The organism is Caballeronia humi (genome assembly GCF_001544475.1).
GTDB lineage: Bacteria > Pseudomonadota > Gammaproteobacteria > Burkholderiales > Burkholderiaceae > Caballeronia > Caballeronia humi.
Genome location: NZ_FCNW02000024.1, coordinates 75,401 through 94,712, shown reverse-complemented (window position 1 = coordinate 94,712; position 19,312 = coordinate 75,401). Strand labels below are relative to the sequence as shown.

Here is a 19,312-nt window from a genome sequence, read left to right as displayed (position 1 = left end):
GGACCCACTGTGACAACGCGCACTTCCTCGGAGTGGTATGCACTCCGTTTGGCTCCGTCCTCGCTTCGCTCCGACGTGGGGTTCACAAAAGCCATCTCGTGCTTGCGCTCCCTGTTACCTTGGATTCTTTGCGCGGTGCACCCCACGTCTGAGCGCGTAGCGCGAGGATGGATGTATGACTGCTGCACCGGTCCGTTGTACTGCGCGTTGCCACAGTGGGTCCGCGAGCCAAGCCTCGTTCCTCCGTGAGGGCGACACTTACTCTCCAGCGCCAATCCGTTCTTATGCGAGTGATGGACCGTTAGCACTGGCGGTGGGAAGCTGCTTTCTTTGCTTACTTTCTTTGCAGCAGCAAAGAAAGTGAGTCCCGCCCCGGACAGGGGCAGAGCTAATAAACCGCAAAGAAAGCAAGTTCCATCGGAGCACAAGCGCATCAAACGGTTGAAACAAACACCCCCCCGGGCGACGCCCGATTGCACACCACATTTAGGCTTGTTACGTTGACGAGTTGCCTAACGCGTCTCATCACCCGATGACCGAAGACTTCTGCTTCCTGCTGCTGCCCGAGTTCTCGTCGATCGGCTTCATGTCGGCGATTGAACCGTTGCGCGTCGCGAACCGCTTCAGCGGCGCGCTGTATCGATGGCACATTCTGAGCGCCGACGGCGGCCCCGTCACCGCGAGCAACGGCATTTCGCTCAACGCCGAAGGCGCCTTCGATACCGTGAAAAACGCGAGCGCCGTCTTCGTCGTCGCGGGTTTCGAGCCGCTTGCGTGCTATACGCGCGAGATCGGCGACTGGCTGCGGCGGCTGGATCGCGCGGGCGTGACGCTCGGCGGCATCGATACGGGGAGCTTCCTGCTCGCCGAAGCGGGCCTGCTCGAAAACAAGCGCGCCACCGTGCATTGGGAAGCCGCGTCGGCGTTCAAGGAGCGTTATCCGTCCCTGGAAGTGAGCCAGGAGTTGTTCGAAATCGACGAACGGCGCATCACGTGCGCAGGCGGCACCGCATCGATCGATCTGATGCTCGATGTGATCGCGCGGCGTCATGGCGCGGAACTCGCGGCGCAGGTGTCGGAGCAGTTCGTGCTCGGGCGCATCCGGCAGCGCTCGGATCATCAGCGCATGGAGATCGCGGCGCGCTACGGCATCCACAATCGCAAGCTGATTCAGGTCATCGGCGTGATGGAGCAGCACATGGAAGAGCCGCTCTCGCCCGATGAACTCGCCGAGTCGATCGGCGTGACGCGGCGCCAGCTCGAACGCCTCTTCTGCTCGGCGCTCAAGGATACGCCGACGCACTTCTATCTCGGCCTGCGCCTCACGCGTGCGCGCGAATTGCTGCAGCAGACCGACATGTCGATCATGGCGGTGTGCGTCGCGTGCGGCTTCGAGTCGCCATCGCATTTTTCGCGCACGTATCGAGTGCGCTTCGGCACGAGCCCGCGACACGACCGCAGCGCATTGCGCTCGACGGCTTCCGGTCAAACATTGGAAGCCGTCAGCGAATAGCGTTTAAAACGAATGCCGCATGCCGATCCGCACGTCGCTCTGAGTGTTCGACGACGACGGCGTAAAGCTATAGCCGATCACCGCGTTCACGCCATCCGATGCGCGCAGGTAGTCGCCGGAAATATAGACATCGGTGCGCTTCGACAGCAGATAGTGCAGCCCGAGCGATCCCTGATTCCAGTGATTGCCCTCGAAGCGCGTGTGCTGATAGCCGCCATAGAGCGCGAGTGCCGGCGTGAAGCTGTACGATGCGCCGCCCTCATACACCTGCATGTGCGAGGTCTCGCCCAAGCCCTTGATCGTCGTGTAGGTGAAGTTGCCCGAAAGCATCAAGTCGCCGAACGAGTACGCGGCGCCGATCGCGAACGCGCCCTGCTTGTCGACCGGAAACGCGTTGGTGCTGTACAGGTCCGTCACGGCGCCCGTCGCCGGGTCGACGGAGACGGTCGGCTGGCCAAGGAACGTGCGCGTGCCGATCATCGCGTAAGGGTCGAACGCGTAGATGCCGAACGGATTGTTCAACTGCGTATAGGCCGCGCCGATGTTGAACGTGTTGCGTGCATAGTGCGCGCCCACGCTCCACGCGCTGTTCTGATGGAAGTTGCCCGCCTGGTTGCCGAACGAATACATGCCGCCGAACGTGAAGCCGGCGAAATCGTTCGACAGGAACTTGACCGAGTTCGGCAGGCGGTCACCATTCATGCGGTCGAAGTCGCCTTGGTGGATCGCGTAGCCGCTGCCCCACGCCGAGATGTTGTAGAGATAGACGAACTCCTCGGTCATGTCGAGCTGGTTGCCGAGCGAGAACGTGCCCCATGAATTCTTCAGGCCCACATACGCCTGCCGTCCGAACTCGGCGCCGCCGAACGTGTAACGCCCGGTGCCCAGGCGAAAGCCCGATTCGAGCACGAAGACCGCCTGCAGGCCGCCGCCGAGATCCTCGACGCCTTTGAAGCCGATCCGGTTGCCGTATGAAATGCCGTCGTCGAACCTCCAGGCATGCGCGCCACCGGTGTTGCTCACGTAGGTGATGCCCGCATCGATGATGCCGTATAGCGTGACGCTGCTTTGCGCATGGACGATCGCGGGCGCGCTGGCGGTGCTCGCCGCTAGCGTGAGTCCTGCGAGCCGGGCGGCATTTCTTTTCTTCATCTGGCTTTCCCCTGCTGGACCTGCGTGTTTGAATGGACGAAGCGAAAGCCGCCGCGCGATGTCAGCGGCCTTCGTGTGACGTGGGGCTTGGGGTTGCAGTGCAGCTTGAGCGGCGCATTGACGCATGCGTCGATGACGTAAAAGTAAGGGTCCATATTGATGACCGCTCGACCCATTGCGACGCGAATCTGTCCAGTTGCGACTACGCCGCTATTTCACGCCAAGCGCCGTCTGCACCGCCTGAAGGCCGTTCGCGCCGCTCGCGGTATTCACGCCGTTGAGCCAGGTCTTGAGCAACTCGGGGTGGCGCTTCAACGCATCGGTCGCGGCCAGGTCGAGGCTCGTCTTCTTCTCTAGCACTTCGGTGATGACGCCGTTCTCAAGATCGACATTGAACGTGAGCTGCTTGAAAAGCCGCGCGACGTTCGGGCATTGCGCCTCGTAACCCGAACGCGCGACCGTGTTCACGGTGGCGCCGCCGTAGTTCGGGCCGAAGTACTGGTCGCCGCCATCGAGATAAGTCAGCTTGAACTTCGTGTTCATCAAGTGCGGTTCCCACGCCAAAAATACAATCCATTTCTTGTCTCGCACGGCTCGATCGACTTGCGTCAACATGGCGGTTTCGCTCGACTCCACGAGCTTCCAGCCGCCTAAACCGAACGCCTTTTCATCAACCATCTTCTTGATGTTCTGGTTCGCCGGCGCGCCCGGTTCGATGCCGTAGATCTTGCTGTCGAACTTGTCGGCGTTCTTCTCGAGGTCCGCAAACGTATGGACGCCCGCCGCTGCCACGTAGTCGGGAACAGCCAGCGTGAACTTCGCGTTGCTCAGATTCGGATGTACGACATCGATCGATTTCTCCTCGACGAACGGCTTCACGAGCGGCGCCTGCGCTGGCATCCAGTTGCCGAGGAACACATCGATCTGCCCTTTCTTCAAGCCCTGATAAGTAATCGGCACCGAGAGGTTCGCCACATTCTGCTTGTAGCCGAGCGCCTTAAGCACGACGCCGGTCATTGCATTGGTGGCGTCGATATCGGACCAGCCGGGCCCTGCCATGCGCACTTGCGTGCAGGCCTGCGGCTCGGCGGCCGAAGCGATAGCCGCCGCGCATAGCAGGGCCGCGCCGAATACCGCTTGTTTGAAGGGCTTTTTCATGTCGGCTTCCTTGGTGTGGGTAGGTGTGGCTCAGGAATGAGCGACGGCCGGAAAGCGGGCCATCGCTTCCAGCGCATCGAGATCGATGTGATTGCGCATATAGCGCTGGCTCGCATCCACATGCGGCTGCCAGTCCCACGATTCGATCACGCCGCGCGTGGTCGCTTCGAAATGAAAGTGGCGGCGACGCTGGCTCGCGATGACTTGATCGTGCAATGCGGCGAGATCCCAGCGCTTCGCAATCTCTTCGCGAAACGCAGCGGCTTCCTTTGCATGATCCGCGTTAGATGCCAGGTTGTTGCGTTCGAGCGGATCGTTCTGAAGATCGTAAAGCTGATCGGGATCGGCGGGCGTGTGGATGAACTTGAAGCGCCCGCGCCGCAGCATCACGATCGGCGCGATAGCACCTTCACCGAGATATTCGCCGATGGCTTCATCGTGCGTATCGCGCTCGTTGCGCAGATGCGGCACGAGGCTGCGTCCATCGGGCGCGTCGGGCCATGCGTCGCGCGGCGTGCCCCGGCCGAGTTCGACGAGCGTCGGCAGCAAGTCCAGATGCGAGACCGACGCGCCCACGCGATGCGCATCGAATTGCTGCGGCGCGTGCACGATGAGCGGCACGCGACAGCCGCCTTCGAAGAACGTCATCTTGTACCAGAGGCCCCGCTCGCCGAGCATCTCGCCGTGATCCGACGTGACGATGACGATCGTGTCCTTGTCAAGCCCCGATTCCTTCAGCGCTTCGAGGATCGCGCCGAACTGATCGTCGACGTAGGAGATCGCGCCATAGTACGCGCGGCGTGCGTTGCGAATCTGCTGGTCGGTGGGCGGCGTGCGATCCGCTTCATAGACGTAGCGCAGGCGCTTTGAATGCGGATCGCTGGCTTCCAGCGAATCGCGATGCACGGGCATCTCGATGTCTTCGTCGCGATACATGTCCCAGTACTTCTGCGGGATCGCGTACGGGTCGTGCGGATGCGTGAGCGACGCGACCATGCAGAACGGTCGCGCGTCGCGGCCGGCGTTGCGTTCGCGCGCGATGTCGAAGAGCTTTTGACGCGTGGTGAACGTGACTTCATCGTCGAAGTCGAGCTGATTCGTGCGCACGCACGGACCCGCGTCGATCACCGAGCTCATGTTGTGATACCACGTCGGGCGCTTTTCGAAGTGCTCCCAGTCGGGTGTCCAGCCGAAATCGGCGGGATAGATGTCGGTGGTGAGGCGCTCCTCGAAGCCATGCAATTGATCTGCACCGCAGAAATGCATCTTGCCCGATAGCACCGTGCGATACCCCTCCGCGCGCAGGTAATGCGCGAACGTCAGCGTTTGCGACGGAAACTCTGCCGCGTTGTCATACGCGCCGATTTTTGAAGGCAGCTTGCCCGACAGAAACGAGAAACGCGACGGCGCGCACAGAGGGCTCGCACAATAGGCCGAATCGAACACGACGCCCTCTTTCGCGAGCCGATCGAGATTCGGCGTCTTCGTCAGGCGATGCCCGTAAGCGGCGAGCGCGAACGGTGTCATCTGGTCGGCCATGAGGATAAGGATATTTTGTTTCGTGCTGAGCATGTGAACGTGCCTCGAATAGAATCGAACAAGCGGCCGCGCGCGGGCGTGGCCATGAACGCCACTATTGCCGGTCATTAGCGCGCTGTGAAGACGGCAATTCGTTATGTGCCCATAAGGGGGAGTTATGCCGAGGCAGGACCGCTTGCCGCCGATGCAGGCGCTATCGATGTTCGAGTCCGCTGCGCGTCTCGCGAGCTTCACCGCGGCCGCGCGCGAACTCGGCTCGACGCAGCCGGCGGTCAGTCAGCGCGTCGTGCAACTCGAGGAAGCGCTCGGCGCGCCGCTCTTCGAGCGCGGTCATCGCGGCGTCACGCTGACCGAAGACGGCACGCGTCTCTTCGAAGCTGTGCGGCAGGCACTCGACACGATCCGCCTTGCCACCGCTGATATCCGCGCGCGCCACACGCCGCGCACGCTCACGCTCTCCACCGATTTCGGCTTCGCTACTTATTGGCTGATGCCGCGGCTCTCGCAATTCAAGGCACTGATGCCCGACGTGGATGTGAAGATCATCACGTCACAAAACGTTTTCGATACCTCGCACGATCATGCGGACATCGCGATCGCTTTCGGCGATCCGCACGCTGACTGGGGCGCGCATGATGTCGTGAAGCTGTTTGCCGAGGAGGTCACGCCAGTGTGCAGCCCGTCGTTTCTCGCGGCCAATGCGAAGCCGCGCGTGCCCACCGATCTTGCGACGCTCCCTTTACTGCATCTCGAACCGACCACGCCCGCGCGCTGGCTCTCGTGGAATGACTGGTTCGGCGCGCACGGGCTCAATGCGCCGCCCGCGCATCGCGGCATCACGTTCAACAGCTACGCGTTCGTCGCGCACGCGGCGATCATGGGGCAAGGCGTGGCACTTGGCTGGGCGCCGCTCGTCAATGAACTGATCGCGACGGGACAACTCGTGCCGCTCTTCGATGCGCCCGTCGTGACCGAGCGCGGCTATTTGCTTGCCACCCAGCGTGCCCCGACGCCCACGATCACAGCGTTTCGCCAGTGGCTGCTGGACGAATGCGGCATCGAATGACGCTTTGACGCTCCCGTTCCAGCGTCACGGCGTTTAGCTTCTATCCGCGCGTGCCTTCCATTTGCTCTACTGCGAACATGCGCGCCGTATTCGCGGCGCGGACCAATCGCACTCTGGAGAGCGCATGTCCGCCGATTCCCGTCCTCATCAACTGGTGCTTACCGTGGCGTGTCCGAGCGCGGCGGGCCAGGTTGCCGCCGTCGTCGGCTTTCTCGACCGGCATCATTGCTACATCGACGAACTGACCGTCTTCGACGACGACCTGAGCGAGCGCTTTTTCGTGCGCTGCGTGTTTCATGGCGTCGAGCGCGACGAGACGTTGCAGATCGAGGCGCTCAAGCGCGAGTTCGAATCGATCGCGGTGCGTTTTCACATGACGTGGGCGATGCACGACGTCGGCGCGCGGCCGAAGGTGTTGATCATGGTGTCGAAGCTGGAGCACTGTCTCGCCGATCTGCTGTTCCGCTGGCGCATGGGCGAGTTGAAGATGGATATTGTCGGGATCGGGTCGAATCATCGTGATCTCGAACCGCTCGCCGTGCAGCATGGCCTGCCGTTTCATCATCTGCCGATCACCGCCGATACCAAGCAGCAGCAGGAAGCGCGTCTCATCGACTTGTTCGAGAGCTCGGGCGCCGAATTGATGATCCTCGCGCGCTACATGCAGATCCTTTCCGGCGACACGAGCCGCAAGCTCGCGGCGCGCGCGATCAACATCCATCACTCGTTCCTGCCCGGCTTCAAGGGCGCGAAGCCTTATCACCAGGCGCATGCGCGTGGCGTGAAGCTGATCGGCGCGACGGCGCACTTCGTCACCGACGATCTCGACGAAGGCCCGATCATCGAGCAGGAAGTGGAACGCGTCGATCATTCGTACAGCCCGGAGCGGCTGCTCGCGACGGGGCGCGATGTGGAATGCATTACGCTCGCGCGGGCAGTGAAGGCGTTTATCGAGCGGCGCGTGTTTATTAATGGGGATCGGACGGTTGTGTTGTAGGCGCTGGCGCTTGGGTTGGGGTTGGGGTTGGGGTTTCAACCGTTTGATGCGCTTAGGCTTCTATGAAACTTGCTTTCTTTTCGGTCTATTTGCTCTGCCCCTGTCCGGGGCGGGACTCACTTTCTTTGCTGCTGCAAAGAAAGTAAGCAAAGAAAGCAGCTTCCAACCGCCAGTGCTCCAATCCATCACTAGCGTTTGATTGGGATTGGCGCTGGAGAGTAAGTGTCGCCCTCACGGTGGAACCCGGCTTGGCTCGCGGACCCACTGTGGCAACTAGCAGTACAACGGACAGGTGCCGCAGTCATACATCCGTCCTCGCGCTACGCGCTCAGACGTGGGGTGCACCGCGTGTGAATTAAGGTCAGCAGTAGTCCACATGCCGCAGACCAGGGCAATTGACGTAGGCAGACTAACCAAGGAGCAAAAAGTCGCTAACCGTGGCTCGAAGTGTGAGCACCGGAGAAACGATGGGTTTCAGTGAGCCCACCGTCCGAGCGAAGCGAGGACGGAGCCAACCGGAGTGCATACCACTCAGAGAAAGCGCGCGTCGCCACAGTGGGTCCGCGAGCCAAGCCGGGTTCTACCGTGAGGGCGACACTTACTCTCCAGCGCCAATCCGCTCTTTATGCGAGTGATGGACCGTTAGCACTGGCGGTTGGAAGCTGCTTTCTTTGCTTATTTTCTTTGCAGCAGCAAAGAAAGTGAGTCCCGCCCCGGACAGGGGCAGAGCTAATAAACCGCAAAGAAAGCAAGTTCCATCGGAGCACAAGCGCATCAAACGGTTGAAACCCCAACCCCAACCCCACCCCCGAGCGCCAGCGACCCCACTACTTCACCCAGCTATCCACCCGATCGCCATGCGCGCCGATCCACGCATCGGCGGCGGCTGTCGGCTTCTCGCCGTTTTGCGTCGCGAGCATCACGCTGTCGATCTCGCCCGGCTTCCACTGGAACTTCTTCAGGAACGCGACAACCGTCGGCGCCTTCTTCTCCAGCTCCGGATTCACGACGCTATCCACATGCTCGGCCTCACCAAACACCTTCTTCGGATCTTCGAGGAATTTCAGCTTGTACTTCGCGAACATCCAGTGCGGCTTCCAGCCCGTCACGATAATCGGCTTGCTAGCCGCTTCCGAACGCGCCAGTTCCGCCGTCATCGCGCTACCCGAACTCGGCATCAACTGGTAATCGAGCTTGTACGCCTTGATCGCTTCGCTCGTCTTCTGCATGACGCCCGCGCCCGCATCGATACCGACGATGCGCGAACCGAACTCCGCCTTCTTCGCCTGCAGATCGTCGAGGCTCTTCACATCGACGTTCTCCGGCACGATCAGGCCGATCTTCGCATCGTTGAAGTTCGGACCCAGGTCGACGACCTTGTCCTTGAAGTTGTTCCAGTACGCGCCGTGCGTGATCGGCAGCCACGCGGACAGCGTGGCGTCGAGGTCGCCACGCGCCACGCCCTGCCACATCACGCCGGCTGCCACCGGCACGAGCTTCACTTCGTAACCCAGGCGCTTCTCGATGATGCGCGCCGCCACGTTCGAGGTCGCGACGCTGTCGTCCCATCCTTCGACGTAGCCGATTTTGATGGTGGGTTTCGTATCGGCCGAGACGCCGACGCTCACTGCCGCCAGCGCCGCGCTCATTGTGCTCAAGACAAGCAGTTTTTTGATCAGTCTCATCGTCGTTCTCCCGTTCCCGTCCGTGCCGTTGAGCACTCAGAATCGCCAGCCAGAATTGGCGTGTAACGTTGTTTTGCGACGTCCAGTTGTCTTGTTGCGACGTCGCCTGTCATCAGTAATCGTCTTACTTGTCGACGACGAGATCCGTCTTCGGTTTGCTACAGCACAGCAGCACCATCCCCTGATCGATTTCGCGCTGGCGGATGCCGCCCGCGTGCTTCATCTCGACTTCACCCGAGACGAGCTTGACCTTGCACGTCCCGCACATGCCCTGCGTACACGATGCCGCGAGCCTCACGCCCGCTTTCTTCGCGGCATCGAGCACGTGCTGCCCGCTGCCGCATTCGATCTCGCGATTGCTCTTCGCGAAGCTCACCTTGAACTTCGTCTCGACTGGCGCGGGCGCCGGTGCAAAGCCGACGACGTTTTCGGAAAGCGTTCCATGCAACGCATCGGCGACATGCGCCGTCGCCAGTTGCGCGGCGACTTCGGAGATCGTTTCGAACGAGAAGCTCTCTTCGTGATACTGCTTGCGATCAAAGCCGCCTTCGTCGAGCAGATGGCGCACGGCCTTCATGTACGGTGCAGGCCCGCAGGTAAAGACTTCGCGTTCGAGAAAGTCCGGCGCGATCAGCTTCAGGAGCGGCAGCGTCAGAAAGCCGGTGACGCCCGGCCAGCTCGTACGCGCCCCAACGCGCTCGCACACGAACGCCGTGCGGAAATTCGTTTGATTCGACGCGATCAAATCGAGTTCGCGCGCGAAGATGATGTCGTCAGGTGTGCGGGCGCTGTGCACGAACACGATGTCGCTGTCTTCGCCCAGCTCGTGATGCGCGCGGCTCATCGACATCAGCGGCGTGACGCCCGATCCCGCCGAGAGAAACAGGAACTTGCGCGCCGGATGCCGCGCGCAGGTGAACTCACCCGACGGCCCGAGCACGCGGACGCTCGAACCCGGCTGCAGGTTATCGTGCAGCCAGTTCGAGACCTTGCCACCCGGCACGCGCTTGACGGTGATCGAAATCGTGTGCGGCCGCGTCGGTGGTGACGAGATCGTGTAGCAGCGATTGATCGTCTCGCCGTCGATGTCGAGTTCCAGCGTGATGAACTGCCCCGGCTCGAAGACGAACGCACGTTCGGCCGGCGCGCGGAAGAAAAAGCTCTTCACGTCGTGCGTTTCCTGCCGGACATGGCAGCAGACGAGGGTGTCGTCGGTGTCGCTGTCCCAGCGCGCCGGCAGCGCTCCCCAGAATTGCGGCTGGGTGACACGGCTCGTGCTCTGAAAGACCGCCTGATCGCGCATCATCTGTTTCTCCTGCTTCCTGTTTCAGGCGGCGCCATTAGCGCATGAAGGACACGACTTTCTCGCCGTGCGAAGCCGTCGCTGCATCGGCCGGTGGTTGGGCTTCGGGTGCTTCGGCGTAGTCGGCGAGACGCGCGATGTACCACTCGCAGAACTTCTCGACGAGGCCTTCGGTGAACGGCGAATACGGGCCCGGCTCGTACGCGCTGCTCGTCGCGCCGCGCTGCGAATACTCGACGAGCGTGCGGTCCTGATCATTCGTCGCGCGCCACACGGCCGTGAGGTTGTTCACGTCGTAGTCGATGCCTTCGCGCGCGTCCTTGTGCACGAGCCACTTCGTGCGCACGAGCGTCCTGCCCGCCGAGAGCGGGATCACGCAGAACGTCACGATGTGGTCGCTCATGAAGTGATGCCACGAGTTCGGTTGCGTCCAGAACGAAAGTCCGCCCAGATCGGCCTGCTCGAAGCCGCCGAGCAGTTTCTTCGATGCGACCTTCGCGTCGAGCGTCTGCGATTCGCCATCGCGATCGAGCGGCAGGCGCTGCGTGCGAAAACCGGTGACGAGATCGGCGAGCCGTTCGATTTCCGCCGACGGCAGGTTCATCGCTTCCCACTGCGCGGTGCGACGCGCGACGGTTTCCTCGAACGCCGCCATGCCTTCTTCGTTAGCGGGCGTGCGCTGATAGCCGAAGCCGTATTCGTAGAGCGAAATCGTGAGCTCGGGATGGTTCGCGACGCAGTGATAGCACTCGCGGTTGTTCTCCATCGTGAGCTTCCAGTTGCCTTCCTCGACGATATCGATCGACGCCGCGATCTTCGTGTTTGCAAGGCCGTGCGGCAACATGTACGGCTCCATCGCGGCGCGCATCACGCTGAAATCGGCGGGCGGTTCGTCGGCGAGACAGATGAAGATCAGGCCCGCGAGATTCTCCACATGCACTTTTTTCAGGCTGTGCTTGCAGCGGTCGAACTGGTCGCCCATGTGCTCGGCGAACATCAGGTCGCCATTCAGGTTGTAGGTCCAGCTATGGTACGGACACACGATATTGCCGAGCGACCCCTTCTCCGAGTTGCACAGGCGCGCGCCGCGATGGCGGCAGACGTTGTGGAACGCGCGGATCTGCATGTCGTCGTCGCGCACGATCAGGATCGAATCGTGTCCGATTTCGACGGTCGTGTAATCGCCCGGCTCGGGCACGTCAGGTTCGATCGCGACCTGAATCCAGTGGCGCCGGAAAATGGCGTCGAGATCGAGCGCGTGGATGTCTTCGCTCGTGTAGAAGGGCGCTTCCAGCGTATGGCCCTTCTTGCGGCGTTCGATCATCGCGCGAACGTCTGCCGAAACTTTCATCGTGTGCTCCGTTGTGCCTGAGTGAGCTCTCGAGCCTCTGAAGGCCCGCTTTTGTGGGTTCGAAAAATCAGTAATCGACGAGTTGATGCTCGCGCAAATACGCCAGAATCACTTGTGCTTTTTCGACGGAACTCCCTTCAATTACGACGCTGCCGCCGCGGCTCTCGGTCGTCGTTGCCGAAAGCATGCGCGCGTGGCCCGAGCGCTTTTCGGCGGCGGCGAGGCGCACCGGTTTTGCCGTCGCCGGCTTGACGGTCCATTGCAGGTTTTCAGCGTCCGCCGGGGCGCGTGTGACGACCGGCACGACCGTGCCTTCGCGCAAACGCGCGTAGGCGTAACGCGGCGCGGCGTTTGCCATCGGATGGACGGCGACGAGCGCGGGGAAAGCAGCCTGCACGAGGCGGCGCAGTCCCTTCGGCATGAATTGCCGGACTTCGACACCCGCCTCCTTCACCGATACGTCGACCGCCGAGCCCACGAGCGCGATGCCGAGCGCGTCGGCCAGGCGATAGGGCAGCATGCCGCTGTCGAACGCGCCTTCGGCACGCGTGCCGGTCAGGACGAGGTCGTAGCCTTGCAGGCGCGTGGCGAGCGCGGCGATTGCGTCGCCCTCCACATCGAGCACTTCGACGCGCGACGCGCCCAGCGCGAGATATTCCTGCAACGCGGGATCGGACGGATCGCCCGCATGCAGCACGTCGAGCGAGGCGCGCCGCTCCTTCGCTATCGACAGGGCCATCGTCAGCGCGGCGGCGTCGTTGCGGCTGTAGCGCGCAGTGCCGCTCACCGGATGGCGCCCGATCGAAACCAGTACGGCGATCTTCATGCGAGTGCTCCTTCTGCAACCGGCTTCGTGCTCAACAATGCGGCGCCCGTGCCGCGCGCGCTGCGCGCGGCGGCCGCAGCGTCGGTCAGGGCGGCGATCGTTTCCTGCGCGTCGGCGATGATCGTGAGGTTCGCGCGCTTGGCGATCGGCGCGCTGGCGTCGAGGTTGACGGCGATCACGTGACGGCAATCCTTGATGCCCTGCAAATGCTGCACCGCGCCCGAAATGCCAAACGCGATGTAGACGCTCGCATCGACGGTCTTGCCGGTCGCACCGATCTGCTTGTCGCGCGTGAACTTGCCGTCGTCGACCGCGACACGGCTCGCGCCGATCGCGGCGCCGAGCGTCTGCGCGAGGCGCTCGAACGCAGGGACGTCGCCCACGCCGTTGCCCGCCGACACGATGAAATCGGCTTCCTCGAGCGCGACCTGCGCGGCATCGATCTCTTCGATACCGAGATCGCGATAGCCATCCGCCGATGCCGCCATGCCGATCGCCTCGACGCGCTCTCCGGCGCCCAAAAACGGCAGCTTCGGATCGACAGCATTCGGCGCGAGCAGGATCACTTCGGGCAGCGCGCGCGAGGCGAACGCCTTGCCGCCTTGCACATACACCGCGACGTGCTTCGCATCGATCTCGACGACCTGCGTCGCTACACTCGCGTTCGCACGCGCCGCGTATCGACGGCCGAGGTCGCCGTCACCGGTTGCGTTGTCGGGCAGGAAAATATGCGCCGGTGCGTACGCGGCGACGCACGCGGCGAGCGCGTTCAGCTCGTCCTCGGGCGCGAAGCTCCGACGGTCGAGTGCGGGCAGCGCGATCAGCTTGTCCGCGCCGAGCGCGGCCGCGTCCTCGCTGAATTCGCCGAACGCGAGCAGAACCACTTCGGTTTGCGCGTCCGCGATCAACGCAGCGGCGGCGAGCGCCTGGCGCGCGTGGTCATCCAGCGCGCCGCGGTCCGTGTGCGCCGCGACCAGCAGCGTGCGCTGCGGCGCGGCAGTCGTGCGGCGCGGCTTCGCTTGCTCGCGATGGCCGCCGAACGCGGCTGCAAGATTCATCGCGCCGCCGCCGGTGCCGATTGCGCCCAACGTGATGCGCTTGAGTCCATCGGCCGTGATCGTGAACGGGCGGCGCGGATCGATTCGTTTGATGTTGTCGTTCATCGGTCACTCCAGCGCTGCGGCAACGAGTTCGGCCACATCCAGCACTTCTGGACGCGGACCCACGACACCCTCCAGCATCGCCGTGCAATTCGGGCAGCCAACCGCGACGATCTCCGCGTTCACCGCGCGCGCATCGGCGATGCGGATGTCGGGAATGCGCTGCTTGCCCGGGATGTCGGTGAGCGGCGCGCCGCCGCCACCGCCGCAGCAGCGTCCGCGCATGCCGTTGCGTTCCATCTCGACCACCTTGATGCCGATCGTCTTCAACAGTTTGCGCGGCGCTTCGATCTCGCCGTTGTACCGGCCGAGATAGCATGGATCGTGATACGTGATCTTCTTCTCGGCGAGCGCGGCGGTGGCACGCGGCGAGAGCTTGCCGCTCGCGACGATCTCCGCGATCAGCGAGGTGTGATGCTGCACCTCGTAGAACCCGCCGAGCGCGCGATATTCGTTGCGCAAGCTGTGCATGACGTGCGGATCGGCGGTGACGATCTTCCTGAACGAATACTGCGAGAGCGTATCGATCAATTGCTTCGCGCATTGCTGGAACGTGGCTTCGTCGCCGAGACGGCGCGCCGTGTCGCCCGTATCGGTTTCCACGCCGCCGAGCACCGCATAATCGATACCGGCCTTGTTCAGCACCTTCACGAGCGCACGCAGCGTGCGTTGATAGCGCATGTCGAACGCGCCTTCGCCTGCGATCAGCAGCACGTCGACCGGACGCCCCGGCTGCGCCACCTGCACTTGCAGATCGACAGCCCAGTCGTAGCGTGCGCCGATGTCATAGCCGTTCGAACTGCCCGTCTCACGCAGGTTCGACAGCGTGATCGGCCCCTTGCCCGGCACGATGCCTTCGACGAGCGTCTGGTTGCGCCGCATGTCGACGATCGCATCGACGTGTTCGATCAGCATCGGGCACTCCTGCACGCAGGCGCGGCAGGTCGTGCAGGACCAGATCGTGTCCGCTTCGATCAGGCTCGAAATCAGCGGCTTGCCCGGTGCGCCGCCGTGCTTGCCGAGCGGAATGCCGGGCGTCGGGCTGCCTGCATACGCCGCATCCGTTCCGCCGACCATACCCGTCACGAGATCCTGAATCAGCTTCTTCGGGTTCAGCGGCTGACCCGCTGCAAATGCCGGACACGCCGCTTCACACTTGCCGCATTGCACGCAGGCGTCGAAACTCAGCAACTGGTTCCAGCGAAACTCGACCGGCTTGCCGACGCCGTATTCCTTCGCATCGAGCACGGGCATCTTGAGCGCCGTCGGCGGGACGACGTCATGCTCGTGGCTCTTTCCCGTGAAGCGCTCCTGGCGCGGATGAAACGCGAGGTGCAGCAGGCCCGCCATCGCGTGCTTCATCGGACCGCCGCGCGCCGCGCCAAAGGTCATCGTGAACGCGCCTGCCGCGATCAGCAACGCGACGAGGATCGCAAGCGCACCCGACATCGCCGAAGCCGGCAGCACGACAAAGAGTGCAAGCCCGAGCGCGAACGAACCGAGCAAAAGCGGCAGACTGTCCCACGGTCCACGCGAGAGGCGTGCAGGCACCGCTTTCGCGCCATGACGGCGGCGCCATACGAACACCGCGCCCACCAGCATGACCAAAGCCGCCAGAAAGATCAGCTTGTCGAGCCACGGCGAGTAGATCGCGAGGCCGTAGTTGAGGAACACGAGCGCCATCGCAAGGATCGCGCCACCCGCCGTCGCGACGTGCGTCTTCGCGATATACGGATCGCGCGCGACCACGTGATGCAGGTCGACGAAATAACGCTTGGGGATCGTGAACAGGTTGGCCCAGCCGTAAGCGCCCGCGGCGGTGGCCCGCCCTTCGCGCCAGTAAGCCGCGCGCTTTGCGAGCGCGAACGCGAGACCGGCCACCGATACCCACAGCAAGACGGTGATGACAAACACGGGGCTCATCGTCAAAAGTCCTTGCAAAGACGCAGCGCGTCGTAGATCGCGCCGTGGATGTTGTGCATGGAGATGCAATCGCCGACGCGAAACAGCAGGAAGCGGCCGTTGCCGAGTTCTTCGGCAAGCGACGGTTGCGGCTCCGACGCGAAGAGCTTCTGCACATCGACCTGACCGAGGTTCAGCGACTCCGGCTTTAGCTTCCAGTAGAGCTCGTCGTTGGGCGTGCTGCCGTTCTCGATCACCACCTGATCGACCGCGCGCTCTTCCTGCTCCTCCGTGTACTCGTTGCGGATCACGGCGATCTTCTTGCCGTCTTCCTCGTACACCTTGTCGAGCCAGTAGTTCGGCGTGTGGATCACGCCCTGCGCATACAGCCTGCGATAGAAGATCGGGAACGTCGTGCCGCCGACATCGTCAGCGACCTTCACGTCCGGCGTCACGATCTCCACGTTCGAGCCGCGGCTCGCCATGAAATCGGCGACGCCCGCGCCCGCATGCGTGCTGACGCCGTCGTAGACGAGCACGTTCTTGCCCGGCTCGACCTTGCCCGAGAGCACGTCCCATGCGCTGACCGCCAGGCCCTCTTCGACACCCCACGCGGGCACCTGCTGCGTGAACGACGAGCCACCCGTCGCGAGCACGATGATGTCCGGCTTTTCGGCCATGATCATCTTGTCGTCAGCGGCGACGCCCAGGCGCCGGTCCACGCCGAGGCGCTTCGTCTCCATATCGAACCAGCGCACGATGCCCGCCATCTGCTCGCGCTGCGGCGCCTTCGCGGCCAGCATGATCTGACCGCCGACGTAGTCGTTCTTCTCGAACAGCACGACATCGTGACCACGCGACTTCGCCACGCGCGCCGCTTCCAATCCGGCCGGACCCGCGCCGACGACCACGACCTTGCGCTTCGGCCCGCGCGTCTTTTCGATCACATGCGGCATCGTCTCTTCGCGCGAGGTCGCGGCGTTTTGCACGCACAGCACGTCGAGCCCGTTGTACTGCCGGTCGATGCAATAGTTCGCGCCGACGCACTGCTTGATTTCATCTTCGCGGCCATCGCGGATCTTGATGACCATGTGCGGATCGGCGATCTGCGCGCGCGTCATGCCGACCAGATCGACCATGCCGTTCGCGAGCAGCCGCTCGGCCTGACCCGCATCGCGGATGCTTTGCGCGTGCATCACCGGCAGCTTCACCACCGACTTGATGCCCGCCGCGAGATGCACGAACGGTTCGGGCGGCAGCGCCATCGGCGGCATGCAGTTCGCGAGGGTGTTGTGCGTGTCCGCACCCGAACCGATCACGCCGACGTAATCGATCAGACCCGACTCCGACATCGCCTGCGCGATCTCTTTCAGTTGCTCGTGATTGAGACCGTCTTCATGGAATTCGTCGCCGCACATGCGCAGGCCGACGCAGAAATCCGCGCCCACTGCTTCACGCACGGCGTTCAGCACTTCTGTGCCGAAGCGCAGACGGTTTTCCAGCGAGCCGCCCCATTCGTCGGTGCGGAAGTTCGTACGCGGGCTCCAGAACTGATCGATCAGATGCTGGTGCGCCGCCGAAATCTCGATGCCGTCCATGCCCGCATCCTTCACGCGCTTCGCGGCCGTGGCAAAGTCAGCGATGATGCGGCGAATCTCTTCCACTTCGATGATCTTCGCGTTCCCGCGATGCACCGGCTCCCGCACGCCGGACGGCGACATCAGATGCGGCCAGTTCTCGCCATGCCACGCGGAACGGCGGCCCATGTGCGTCGCCTGGATCATGATCTTCGCGCCGTGACGATGCATGGCTTCGGCGAGACGCGCGAGCGGATCGATGATCTTGTCGGTCGAGAGGTTGACCGACTTCCACCAGCCTTGCGGACTGTCGATCGATACCGGGCTCGAACCGCCGCACACGGCCAGCCCGACGCCGCCCTTCGCCTTCTCTTCGTAGTAACGGATATAGCGGTCGCCCGGCAGGCCGCCCGGCTCCGCGTACACCTCAGCGTGCGCGGTACTGACGATGCGGTTGCGCAAGGTCAGCTTGTTCAGCGTGAGAGGCTTGAAAAGGTTGGGGTAACGCATCGCGATCGACCTCGGAATGAATATGCTTGGCGCGCTTAGGAAGCGAGCGGCGAAACTTCGAACACGCAGTGGTCGTGCCCTTCGGCGGCGCACTGCGTTTCGATGGAGTGCGAACGCGGGCCTTTCTTCGCTTCGGGCGCGGCCGTGTCGTTCACCCAGTCCATCGCGCCCGCGAACCAGCCCGCGAACATGTAGCAGAGCTTGCCCTGCTTGCCCGGCTGCGCGAGCACGAACGACGAGTTGTGCAGTTCAATGCGCGCATGCGAAGTCGAGGGATCGGATTCGACGATCGTGAAGATGCCCCAACCGCGTTGCGACAGGCGCGTCAGGTAGTGCTCGAACACGGCCATGCCGGTTAAGCCATGCTGCTTCGCTTCCTTGTCGCACCAGTGATACGCGGACTTGTAGCCGGCCTTGTAGAGGATCTCGGCGTAGGCGTCGCGGCCGAGCGCTTCCTCGACCGCCGTGTGGTTGTTCGTGAAAAAATGGCGCGGCACGTAGAGCATCGGCAGCGCGTCGGTGGTCCAGACGCCGGTGTTCGGATCGACGTCGATAGGCAGTTGGGGTTGCATCGTGAGGGTCCTTTTTATATTGGGTCGATCAGACGTTCCAGACTTCGCCGAACACGCGCAGCCAGTTCTCGCCCATCACCTTCTTGATGCGCGACTCGCTCCAGCCCGCCTTTTGCATCGCCGCGGTGAGGTTCGGGAATTCGCCGATCGTGCGGATGCCTTCCGGATTCACGACCTTGCCGAAGTTCGTCAGACGGCGATAGCGGCCCTTGTCGTGCGTGATCCAGTCGAAGAACTCGGTGGAATAGCCTTGCGTGAAGTCGGTGCCGATGCCCACCTTGTCTTCGCCGATCACGTTGATCACGTAATCGATCGCTTCGAGGTAGTCGTCGACATTTGCATCGGCGCCGCGCTTAAGGAACGGCGAAAACATCGTCACGCCGACGAAGCCGTTCGCATCGGCGATCTCTCTCAACTGTTCATCCGACTTGTTGCGCGGATGCTCCTTCAGACCCGACGGGCAGCAGTGCGAATACGTGACCGGCACCTTCGAACAGGCGATCGCGTCCGACGAAGTCTTCGCGCCGACGTGCGACAGATCGACGAGAATGCCGACGCGGTTCATCTCCTGAATTACCTCGCGGCCATAGCCGGAGAGGCCGCCGTCCGCTTCATAACAGCCGGTGCCGACGAGGTTCTGCGTGTTGTAGCAAAGCTGCACCACGTTCACGCCGAGTTCCTTGAACACTTCGATATAGCCGAGGTTGTCCTCGAACGCATACGAGTTCTGGAAGCCGAAAATGATGCCGGTCTTGTTTTCCTTCTTCGCGCGCAGGATGTCGTCGGCCGTGCGCACGAGCGTGAGGATTTCGCTGTATTCGCGGATCTGCTGCTTCATTTCAGCGATGTTGTCGATGGTCTTCTGGAAATCTTCCCAGACCGACACCGTGCAGTTCACCGCCGTCACGCCGCCCTTTCTCATGTCCTCGAACACCGAGCGCTCGAACTTCGAAATGTTCAGGCCGTCGATGATGATGCTGTCGTCGTGCAGGTTGCTCATC

At 62.7% G+C, this 19,312-nt stretch carries 15 protein-coding genes; 3 read left to right on the top strand and 12 right to left on the bottom strand.

Annotated features, from left to right (window positions below):
* Window positions 1–532 precede the first annotated feature (532 nt).
* Window positions 533–1,513, top strand: a complete 981-nt coding sequence (locus tag AWB65_RS20845) for a GlxA family transcriptional regulator (protein ID WP_087668950.1) — start codon at window positions 533–535, stop codon at window positions 1,511–1,513.
* A gap of 3 nt (window positions 1,514–1,516) precedes the next feature.
* On the opposite strand, the gene AWB65_RS20840 is transcribed toward AWB65_RS20845, so the two are convergent.
* The 3 genes from AWB65_RS20840 to betC all read right to left on the bottom strand — a co-directional run bounded on the left by AWB65_RS20840 (window position 1,517) and on the right by betC (window position 5,395).
* Complete coding sequence (locus AWB65_RS20840; protein ID WP_087668949.1) at window positions 1,517–2,665, bottom strand: porin; 1,149 nt, start codon at window positions 2,663–2,665, stop codon at window positions 1,517–1,519.
* Between the two features lie 210 nt (window positions 2,666–2,875).
* The gene (locus tag AWB65_RS20835; RefSeq protein ID WP_087668948.1) at window positions 2,876–3,823 is read right to left on the bottom strand and encodes a choline ABC transporter substrate-binding protein; all 948 of its coding nucleotides are present in this window, start codon (window positions 3,821–3,823) and stop codon (window positions 2,876–2,878) included.
* Between the two features lie 30 nt (window positions 3,824–3,853).
* Window positions 3,854–5,395 (bottom strand): choline-sulfatase, encoded by a 1,542-nt coding sequence (gene betC, locus AWB65_RS20830; protein WP_087668947.1) that lies wholly within the window; start codon window positions 5,393–5,395, stop codon window positions 3,854–3,856.
* 124 nt (window positions 5,396–5,519) lie between these two features.
* On the opposite strand from betC, the gene AWB65_RS20825 reads away from it, so the two are divergent.
* Entirely contained in the window at window positions 5,520–6,428 is a 909-nt protein-coding gene (locus tag AWB65_RS20825; RefSeq protein WP_087668946.1) for a choline sulfate utilization transcriptional regulator, read from the top strand.
* Between the two features lie 124 nt (window positions 6,429–6,552).
* Window positions 6,553–7,425: a formyltetrahydrofolate deformylase gene (purU, locus tag AWB65_RS20820; RefSeq protein WP_087668945.1), complete on the top strand. Its 873-nt coding sequence runs from the start codon at window positions 6,553–6,555 to the stop codon at window positions 7,423–7,425.
* 827 nt (window positions 7,426–8,252) lie between these two features.
* Here purU and AWB65_RS20815 read toward each other — a convergent pair.
* From AWB65_RS20815 to AWB65_RS20775, 9 genes are all read right to left on the bottom strand, one after another.
* Window positions 8,253–9,110, bottom strand: a complete 858-nt coding sequence (locus AWB65_RS20815; protein WP_087668944.1) for a glycine betaine ABC transporter substrate-binding protein — start codon at window positions 9,108–9,110, stop codon at window positions 8,253–8,255.
* Window positions 9,111–9,234: 124 nt separating this feature from the next.
* Complete coding sequence (locus AWB65_RS20810) at window positions 9,235–10,416, bottom strand: FAD-binding oxidoreductase (protein ID WP_087668943.1); 1,182 nt, start codon at window positions 10,414–10,416, stop codon at window positions 9,235–9,237.
* A 34-nt stretch (window positions 10,417–10,450) separates the two neighbouring features.
* The gene (locus AWB65_RS20805; RefSeq protein WP_087668942.1) at window positions 10,451–11,764 is read right to left on the bottom strand and encodes an aromatic ring-hydroxylating oxygenase subunit alpha; all 1,314 of its coding nucleotides are present in this window, start codon (window positions 11,762–11,764) and stop codon (window positions 10,451–10,453) included.
* A gap of 67 nt (window positions 11,765–11,831) precedes the next feature.
* Complete coding sequence (locus AWB65_RS20800; RefSeq protein WP_087668941.1) at window positions 11,832–12,590, bottom strand: drug:proton antiporter; 759 nt, start codon at window positions 12,588–12,590, stop codon at window positions 11,832–11,834.
* Window positions 12,587–13,753: an electron transfer flavoprotein subunit alpha/FixB family protein gene (locus AWB65_RS20795; RefSeq protein ID WP_087668940.1), complete on the bottom strand. Its 1,167-nt coding sequence runs from the start codon at window positions 13,751–13,753 to the stop codon at window positions 12,587–12,589. The genes AWB65_RS20800 and AWB65_RS20795 overlap by 4 nt, the downstream gene beginning before the upstream one ends.
* Window positions 13,754–13,756: 3 nt before the next feature.
* Window positions 13,757–15,673 (bottom strand): (Fe-S)-binding protein, encoded by a 1,917-nt coding sequence (locus tag AWB65_RS20790; protein WP_087668939.1) that lies wholly within the window; start codon window positions 15,671–15,673, stop codon window positions 13,757–13,759.
* 2 nt (window positions 15,674–15,675) lie between these two features.
* Window positions 15,676–17,739, bottom strand: coding sequence for an NADH:flavin oxidoreductase (locus AWB65_RS20785; protein WP_087668938.1), 2,064 nt, complete (start codon window positions 17,737–17,739; stop codon window positions 15,676–15,678).
* Window positions 17,740–17,774: 35 nt separating this feature from the next.
* Window positions 17,775–18,311, bottom strand: coding sequence for a DUF5943 domain-containing protein (locus AWB65_RS20780; RefSeq protein ID WP_087668937.1), 537 nt, complete (start codon window positions 18,309–18,311; stop codon window positions 17,775–17,777).
* A 28-nt stretch (window positions 18,312–18,339) separates the two neighbouring features.
* Window positions 18,340–19,311 carry a dipeptidase gene (locus tag AWB65_RS20775; RefSeq protein WP_087668936.1) on the bottom strand — a complete coding sequence of 324 codons (972 nt, stop codon included), beginning with the start codon at window positions 19,309–19,311 and terminating at the stop codon, window positions 18,340–18,342.
* Between the last annotated feature and the right edge of the window lies 1 nt (window position 19,312).